The 8,299-nt window shown below is 63.4% G+C and carries 8 protein-coding genes; 1 reads left to right on the top strand and 7 read right to left on the bottom strand.

The window, feature by feature from the left end:
- Nucleotides 1-618: 618 nt before the first annotated feature.
- Nucleotides 619-1,779 carry a 4-hydroxybenzoate 3-monooxygenase gene (gene pobA, locus ABW043_RS06050; RefSeq protein WP_353920327.1) on the bottom strand — a complete coding sequence of 387 codons (1,161 nt, stop codon included), beginning with the start codon at nt 1,777-1,779 and terminating at the stop codon, nt 619-621.
- 86 nt (nt 1,780-1,865) lie between these two features.
- Here pobA and ABW043_RS06045 point away from each other — a divergent pair, with 86 nt between their 5' ends.
- On the top strand, nt 1,866-2,699 hold the full coding sequence (locus tag ABW043_RS06045) for a helix-turn-helix domain-containing protein (protein ID WP_353920326.1): 834 nt from the start codon (nt 1,866-1,868) through the stop codon (nt 2,697-2,699).
- A 141-nt stretch (nt 2,700-2,840) separates the two neighbouring features.
- Here ABW043_RS06045 and ABW043_RS06040 read toward each other — a convergent pair whose 3' ends face one another.
- The 6 genes from ABW043_RS06040 to ABW043_RS06015 form a co-directional block, all read right to left on the bottom strand.
- On the bottom strand, nt 2,841-4,295 hold the full coding sequence (locus ABW043_RS06040; RefSeq protein WP_353920325.1) for an aldehyde dehydrogenase: 1,455 nt from the start codon (nt 4,293-4,295) through the stop codon (nt 2,841-2,843).
- Between the two features lie 187 nt (nt 4,296-4,482).
- On the bottom strand, nt 4,483-5,196 hold the full coding sequence (locus ABW043_RS06035; RefSeq protein ID WP_353920324.1) for an ABC transporter ATP-binding protein: 714 nt from the start codon (nt 5,194-5,196) through the stop codon (nt 4,483-4,485).
- Entirely contained in the window at nt 5,189-5,914 is a 726-nt protein-coding gene (locus tag ABW043_RS06030; protein ID WP_353920323.1) for an ABC transporter ATP-binding protein, read from the bottom strand. Before ABW043_RS06030 ends, ABW043_RS06035 begins: the two co-directional genes overlap by 8 nt.
- Nucleotides 5,911-6,828 carry a branched-chain amino acid ABC transporter permease gene (locus ABW043_RS06025; protein WP_353920322.1) on the bottom strand — a complete coding sequence of 306 codons (918 nt, stop codon included), beginning with the start codon at nt 6,826-6,828 and terminating at the stop codon, nt 5,911-5,913. Before ABW043_RS06025 ends, ABW043_RS06030 begins: the two co-directional genes overlap by 4 nt.
- Nucleotides 6,825-7,697, bottom strand: a complete 873-nt coding sequence (locus ABW043_RS06020; RefSeq protein ID WP_295414404.1) for a branched-chain amino acid ABC transporter permease — start codon at nt 7,695-7,697, stop codon at nt 6,825-6,827. Before ABW043_RS06020 ends, ABW043_RS06025 begins: the two co-directional genes overlap by 4 nt.
- A 170-nt stretch (nt 7,698-7,867) precedes the next feature.
- Nucleotides 7,868-8,299, bottom strand: a 432-nt coding sequence (locus ABW043_RS06015) for an ABC transporter substrate-binding protein (RefSeq protein ID WP_353920321.1), incomplete at its 5' end; no start/stop codon positions are given.

The raw sequence follows: 8,299 nt of genomic DNA, 5'->3' as shown, positions 1-8,299 counted from the left end.
ACCTCTAGAAACGTGCACCCATCGAAAGTCTTGTAACAACTTCCACCGGAATTGCTTCCAGCTTCAGTTCGCAAGAACCTCGCCGTCCACGTTTCTCTTTCTTCTATCTTCACAATGTCAAAGAGCTGACCTTACCGCCGCATTGGCAGAACGTCGGTGGGACACCGTCCCGGATTTCCATCAGACAAAACAAACTCATCATCCGGTTGCCCGGCAGATCGTCTGCCCTGTCAGAAGTCGCTAACAGTGGGAACAACTCTAAGTCGTTCGCGTCGTCAGCGCCGCGGTATCTAAGTTAGAAGAACCAACCTGTCAACCACTTTTTCGATTTTCTTTTCGGTTCGTTTTGAACTTACCGAGGAGAATTTCGAAGTCACCTCTAAGTCAGATTGCTCTTTCTTTTCAGTGGCTTGCCGCAGTTCGTTTCGCCGTTTGGCGTCTCGCTCTGCAGCGGTGAGCGGGGTTATAGGGGTGACCTTCCGGGCTGTAAACCCCCCTTTCCCAAACTCGATGACATTTCTGTCGTTCAGGGTGGGTGGTGCTGTGGATATCTAGGTGCAAGTGCCGAGAAAACAAGGGGTTTGACCGGATGGTCGATTTTTTGCGGTCACGCTGCCGTCAGGAAGGCAGGCCTGTGTAGTTCTCGGCCAGGCTCTGCTGGGCTGTCTGAGAACCGCAAAGATAATCGAATTCGGCCCGCTGAATACGCCGCCCGAAGGCGCCGGTTTCGGGGAATGTGTGAAGCAGCGAGGTCATCCACCAGGAGAAACGCTCGGCTTTCCAGATGCGCTGCAGGACTTTTGCCGAATAGGCGTCCACGCCGGCGGAGGATTTCTCGATTGTCGCCTCTATGAGGGCATCGGCCAGGGTAGCGACATCGCTCATCGCGAGGTTGAGGCCTTTGGCGCCCGTGGGCGGGACGATATGGGCCGCGTCTCCTGCGAGGAAGAGTCGGCCGAAGCGCAGGGGTTCGGCGACGAAGCTCCTGAGTGGAGCGATGGATTTTTCGATGCTTGGGCCGGTTTGCAGGTTTTCGGCGGTTTCGGGATTAAGCCGCAAACGCAGCTCGTCCCAGAAACGGGTGTCGGACCAGGCTTCCACATTTTCGTCGACCGGCACCTGGACATAATAGCGGCTGCGCGTGGGGGAGCGCTGGGAGCACAGAGCAAAACCGCGCTCGTGGTGGGCATAAACCAGTTCGTCGGCGACGGGTGGCTTGTCGACGAGAATGCCGAGCCAGCCGAAGGGGTAGGTTCGCTCATAGAGCGTGAGGGCTGTTTGGGGGACGCTTTGGCGGCTGACGCCGTGGAAACCGTCGCAGCCGGCGATGTAGTCGCAATCAATCCGATGGGTCGTGCCGCCCTGTTTGTAGGTGACATAGGGCGACTTGCCATCGAAGTCGTGAGGTTCGACGTCTTCGGCTTCATAGATGGTGGGGGCTTTGCGCGCGTTCATCAGGTCGCGGGTCACCTCGGTCTGGCCGTAGACCATGACGTGGCGGCCGATGAGAGCGGAGAAGTCGATGCGCTGGCGATCGCCGTCAAAGCTGAGGTCGATGCCGTGGTGGATAAGGCCTTCGGCGTGGAGGCGGGTGCTGGCCTCTGCGCGGTCCATCAGGTCGATGGTACCCTGCTCCAGTACCCCTGCCCTGATGCGGCCGAGGACGTAGTCGGGGCTTTTGCGCTCGAGGATGGCCGCGTCGACGCCCGCGAGTTCGAGCAGGCGACCCAGCATCAGGCCTGCGGGCCCGGCGCCGATAATGACAACATTGGTACGCACAGTGTTCCCCTCTCGTTACCGCCATCATCCGCCTTTCGGCGATTTGGTGAATGGACAGGGTGCGCAATGACTTGCACTATCCGAACATGAGCACGATCCCCGTCTATGCGCTTTATGGCGAACAGGTCGCGACACAGGACTGGCTGCACTGGGAGAGCATCCAGTCGCGCAGTCGGCTCTATGGCTATCGGATCGCCCCGCACCGGCATGAGCAGTTTTTCCAGGTGCTGCACCTCACGGGTGGCTGGGCAGGGGTGACGCTGGATGATGGCAAGTTCGACATCAGGCGCGAAGGCGTTGTCGTGGTGCCGGCGCTGACGGTGCACGGTTTTGCGTTCAGCGACGATGTCGAGGGGATCGTCGTCACGCTTATGGAGCGTGATCTTGTTGGGCTGGGACTCGAATTACCGGGGCCGATGGTTTTGCAGGGGGCTTCGTTCGAGGTGGGCGAGGCGCTGGATCGGTTGATTGCGGAGGCGGATCGGCCGGGAGCGGGTCATGAGGCGGCGATGCGAGCGCTGCTTACTTTGTTGCTGGTGGCCCTTGCGCGGGCGCAGCGCGAGGGGCGGCCGGAGGGCGAGTTGGCCGATCGAGCGCTGCTGCATGCGAAAGCGTTTCGGACGCTGGTGGATCATCAGTTTCGGCAATCGCGCAAGATTGGGGACTATGCCGATCAATTGGGGATCAGCCAGACGCACCTCAATCGGGTGAGCCGGGAGGTGCTGGGGGCTTCGGCGCTGGAGGTGATCGAGCGACGGATCGCGCTCGAGGCGCGGCGGATGCTGCTGTTCTCATCGCTCTCGATCAAGGAAATCGGGGCGGAGCTGGGTTATGAGGACCCGGCGTATTTTTCGCGGGTGCTTACGAGAGTGCTCGGGATGTCGCCGGCGGCGTTTCGGAAAGAGGCGCTGGGACGGTAAGCGCGAGGGGCATCGGTCCTTTGCTCCCTCTCCCTTTGGTGGAGAGGGTTGGGGTGAGGGGGCCTTGCTTGAAGCGATTGTCGGAAGGCCCCCTCACCGGCGCTTTGCGCCGACCTCTCCTCCAAGGGAGAGGTGAAGAGATCAGATCGGGTAGTGGATGTGTTCGGCGCCCTGGACGGTGATCCATCGCAGTTCGGTGAATTCGGCGATACCGGCCTTGCCGCCGAAGCGGCCGTAGCCGGAGGCTTTGACGCCGCCGAAGGGCATCTGGGCTTCGTCGTGCACGGTCGGGCCATTGATGTGGCAGATGCCGGATTCGATGCGCGAGGCGACGGACATGGCGCGGGTGAGGTCGCGGCCGAAGACGGCGGCGGCGAGGCCATATTCGGTGTCGTTGGCGACGCGAATGGCTTCTTCGGTGCTGGCGACGCGGATGACGGCGACGACGGGGCCGAAGGATTCGTCGCGATAGAGCTTCATGCCCGGGGTGACGTTGTCGACGACGGTCGCCTGCATGATGGTGCCATCGATGCCGCCACCGGCGACGACGCGGGCGCCCTTGGCTACCGCGTCCTTGATGAGGGCATCAATGCGCTGGGCGGCGGAGAGATCGACCAGGCACCCGAGCGGGGTATCGCCCTTGCGCGGATCGCCGGCTTTTAGGGAGGCGGCTTTGGTCGCGAGGGCGGCAACGAACTCGTCGGCGATCTTGTCGTCGACGACAAGGCGTTCGGTCGACATGCAGATCTGGCCTTGGTTCATGTAGGCACCAAAGGCGGCTGCGGCGACGGCTTCGCCGATATCGGCGTCATCGAGAACGACGAAGGGGGCCTTGCCGCCGAGTTCGAGAAGCGCGGGTTTCAAATTGCGCGCGGCGACTTCGGCGATGTGGCGGCCGACGCGGGTGGAGCCGGTGAAATTGACGCGGCGCACGCCCTTGTGGGCGATGAGCGCTTCGACAAGTTCGGGCGCATCGGCCGGGGCGTTGGAGACGACGTTGAGGACGCCCTTGGGTAGACCGGCCTCGAACAGCGCGTCGGCGATGAGGCGATGGGTGCGCGGGCAGATTTCGCTCGACTTGAAGACGACGGTATTGCCGCAGGCGAGTGGCGTCGCGAGCGAGCGGACACCGAGAATGACCGGGGCATTCCACGGGGCGATGGAGAGGACGACGCCGGCGGCCTGACGGATGCCATAGGCCGTGGAGCCGGGGCGGTTGGACGGGATGATTTCGCCGGTGATCTGGGTCGTCAGCGAGGCGGCTTCGCGCAGCATATCGGCAGCGAGCATGACGTTGAAGCCGGCCCAGCCGGCCGTAGCGCCGGTTTCGTGGCCCATGGCTTCGATAAATTCAGGGGCTTTGGCGGCGAGTTTGTCGGCGGCGGCGAGGAGGATTTTTCTGCGGGCGCCGGGGCCGGTGCGGCTCCATTCGGGGAAGGCGGCAGTTGCAGCGTCAGCGGCGCGCAGCGCGTCATCGACCGTGGCGGCGGCGGCGCGGGTGGCCAATTCGCCTGTGATGGGATTGTTGCGGGTAAAGGTCGCCCCGCCGGTGGCTTGGACTTCCTCGTTGTTTATGAGCAGGCCGAGATCGGTCATGCGGGGTCTCCGATGTGGTGGTTCGCGTTAGACGGGTTGATGTGGTGCGTGGGGCTCCACCCCCTCCCATCCTCCCCCATCGAGGGGGAGGTGTTGAGCTGGTGGGTAGGCAAAGAAGCGTGAGCCAAACTCGATCTGCACCTCCCCCTTGATGGGGGAGGTTGGGAGGGGGTGACGGGGGTAATCATTATGCCACCGCCCCGAGGAAAGCGCGCTGGACGGCCGGGTCGGCGCGAAGGCTGTCTGCCGTCCCCGCCCCGGTGATGCGGCCGGCTTCCATGAGGTAGCCGCGCTGGGCGATGGCGAGGGAGGCTTTTACGTTTTGCTCGACGACCAGCATGGCGATGCCGGTTGCGCTGATGCGGCCGAGGGCGGTGAAGAGTTCTGAAGTGACGATGGGCGCAAGGCCGAGGCTTGGCTCGTCTAGCATGAGGAGTTTGGGGCAGCTCATGAGGGCGCGACCGATGGCGACCATTTGCTGTTCGCCGCCGGACATGGTGCGGGCGATTTGGGCTTGGCGCTCGGCGAGGCGCGGGAAAAGGTCGAGGACGAGATCGCGCTGGCGCTTTTCGTGCGGACGCGCATGGGGCGGGTGGGCGCCGAGCTGGAGGTTTTCGGCGACGGTGAGATCGCCAAAAATGCCGCGGCCTTCGGGGACGAGGGCAATGCCCAGCTCGGGGAAATCATGAGCGGGGCGGCCGAGGATTTTTTTGGTCTCGAAGGTGAGATCGGCGCCGGGTTCGGGCCGCACCAAGCCACCGAGAACCTTTAGGAGCGAGGATTTGCCGGCGCCATTGGCGCCGAGGACGACGACGGTTTCGGCTGGGGCGATGGAAATGCCGACGCCGTGGAGGGCGAGGTGTTTGCCATAGCGCAGGGCGACATTAGTCAGTTCAAGCATGGTCGTCTCCGAGATAGGCGCGGATGACGGATTTGTCGGCCAAGACGTCTGTAGTGGGGCCATCGGCGAGGCGCGAACCGGTGTTCATGACGATGCAGCGGGTGCAGAGCGCCCGCACCGCATCCATAACGTGTTCGACGAGCAGAATGGTGATGCCGCTTTGTCGCAGGCGGGTGATGAGATCGATGCCGGCGCGCAGTTCCGTCGGGTTGAGGCCGGCGAGCCATTCGTCGAGCAGCAGTAGTTTTGGCCCGGTGGCGAGCGCGCGGGCCAGTTCCATGCGCTTGAGGTCAATATAAGTGAGATTGCTCGCCCGTTCGTGCTGGCGGCCGGCGAGGCCGACGTTTTGCAACAAGGTTTCGATGCGGGCTTCGGCTTCGCTGCCCCAGAGGGGGTCTTTGCGAAAGGCGAGAGCGGCGAGGACGTTTTCGCCCACTGTCAGGGATGGAAGTGCGCGGACGAGCTGGAAGGTGCGGGCGACGCCGCGATGGGCGATGCGCTCGGGACCGAGGGTACTGATGGTGGTGCCATCAAGAGCGATGGTGCCCGCTGTGACGGGCAGATAGCCCGAGATCATATTGAGCGCCGTGGTCTTGCCCGAACCATTGGGGCCGAGGAGGCCGACGGTTTCGCCTGCGGTCAGGGTGAAGGAGAGATCATTGACCGCGGTGAGGCCGCCAAAGCGCTTGGTGACATTGGAGAGAGTGAGAAGGCTCATACTGATGCCTCCTTGTTCTTGAAGCGGGCGGCAAACTTGTCGGCCGCGGCGAGGACGCCATTGGGCAGGAGGAAGACGATGGCGATGAAAAGAAGGCCCAGGATGATGGAATAGTGGTTGGGGAAATTGGCGGAGAGCCATTCAAAGAGAAGGAAGAGCGGCACGGCGCCGAGGAGCGGACCAAAGAGGCGATTGGGGCCGCCGAGGAGAGCCATGATGACCGTGAGGAAGCTGACCGTCGGATTGAAGACGATGGATGGCTCGATATAGGTCCAGCGTGGGGCCTGGATGGCGCCGGCAAGGGTCATGACCACGGCGCTGAGAGAGAAGAGCGCGAGTTTGGTGCGCGTGATGCCAATGCCGAGGTGGGAGGCGACGACGGGATCGTCGCCGATGACGCGGAGGGCGAGGCCGATCTTGGCGCGGCTGATCCAGAAGGCCAGAGCGAGGGTGACTGCGAGGAGACCGAGGAGCTGCCAATAAATGTGTTCGGGGCCGATGGGCAGGAAGACATAGCGGCCGAGGGTGCGGGTGACGTTGACCTCATAATAGGTGACGAGCTGGCGCACGAGTTCGGCGAGGCCGAAGGTGAAGATGACGAAATAGATGCCGGCGAGGCGCAGGGTGGCGAGGCCGACGAGAACAGCGACGACGAGGCCGATCAACGCGGCGCAGAGGAGCACCAGCGGATAGGGCATGAGATCGGCGAGGACCGCGACCGTGTAGGCGCCGATGCCGAAGAAGGCGACGGTGGCCAAAGAGATGTAGCGGGTGGGGCCGGAGAAGAGGGCCCAGGCCGTGGCGAGCGTGGCGTAGCCCAGAATGCCGATGCCCAAGCCGAGCGGATAGGCGCCGACGAAGAAGGGAACCGCAGCGAGAGCCGCGAGCGCAACAAGAGGGATCAAGAAAATCATCGGGCGGCCTTTCCGAAGAGGCCCTGTGGCCGGACGACGAGCACGGCGAGGAAGATGAGATAGGTGGCGGCCAGCGTCAGGCCGGGATCGATGAAGCTCGAAACCAGGGTTTCGACGACGCCGAGAATGAGGCCGGCGGCGAGCGCGCCGAGGAGATTGCCGACGCCGCCCATGATGACGACGATCAGCGCCTTCATGGTGAAGATGACGCCCATGGTGGCCGAGAAGGTCAGATACATGGAGACGACGACGCCACCGGCCGCGGCAAGGCCCCCGCCCAAAGCAAAGGCGAGGCGGGCGACGTGATCGACATTGATGCCGACGAGGGGCGCGGAGCCGGGATTGGCGGCGACGGCGCGAATGACGGTGCCGAAGCGGGTGCGGGTGAGGAGAAGCCAGAGGCCGACGCCGAAGAGCACGGCGAGCGCAAAGGCGAGGAGGCGATTGGCGGCAATGGTGGTTCCGAGGACGTCTATGGGGACGGCGAGGAAGGAATAGCTCTGGTAATTGGCGCCGAAGAGGACGAGCGCGACGCCCTGGATGACGAAGAGGAGGCCGAAGGTGGCGAGGATGGAATCGCCTTCGAGGCGGTCGCGATTGGGCGAGCGGCGGGCGAGTGGCTGAAGCATCAGGGCATAGACGAGCCAGCTGAGGGCGAAGCCGAGGGGGACCACTATAAAGAGGGCAATCAGCGGGTTGATGCCTGCGGCGGTGAAGAGAAGCATGGCGCCAAAACTGCCGGCGATGATGAGATCGCCATAGGCCAGGTTCATGATGCGGGCGACGCCGTATTGGAGGGTCAGGCCCATGGCGATGAGCGCATAGGTGCCGCCGAGGACGAGGCCGGTGAGAATGGCGCTGAAGAGCATTTTTGCTCCTGAATAGAGTGTGGGTGGTCGAGGGGCCGGTGTCTGCCGACACCCCCTCCCTCCACCCCCATCGAGGGGGGAGGTGTCATATCGAGTTTTGGGCAGCAAATTTCCCAAGGCACCGGCCCGCACCTCCCCCGAGATGGGGGAGGTTAGGAGGGGGTGCTTTCTTAGCTCGCAGGAACCCAGGCCGGCTTCGGGACGACCGGTTCGCGGGCGGCTTTGCCTTCGGTGTGGGCGAGGCCGACGAATTTGCCGTCCTGCCACTGGCCGACGGTCCACAAAGCGCGGAGCTGGTTGTCGACGAGTTTGACCTTACCGAGGATCGTGTCGAATTCGCCGGAGGCGATTTCGGCCGATACGGCGGCCTTGTCGAGATCGCCGACGCGGGCGATGGCCTGACCGAGGATTTCGAGGCTGGCATAGGTGACGGCGCTGGCCCAGCTATCGGGCGCCTGGCCGACTAGCGCAGTGTGGCGCTCGAAGTAAGCGGCGATCGCTTCGCTATCGGGGTCGATGCCGCCGACGCCCATGACGCCATTGTGGTTGGGACCGGCGACATTGGGATAGATCGGGAAGGCGGTGCCGACGCCGAGATAGAA

The sequence above is a fragment of the Devosia sp. genome, assembly GCF_040509215.1.
Classification (GTDB): Bacteria; Pseudomonadota; Alphaproteobacteria; order Rhizobiales; family Devosiaceae; genus Devosia.
This window is presented reverse-complemented; position numbering and strand designations above follow the sequence as displayed.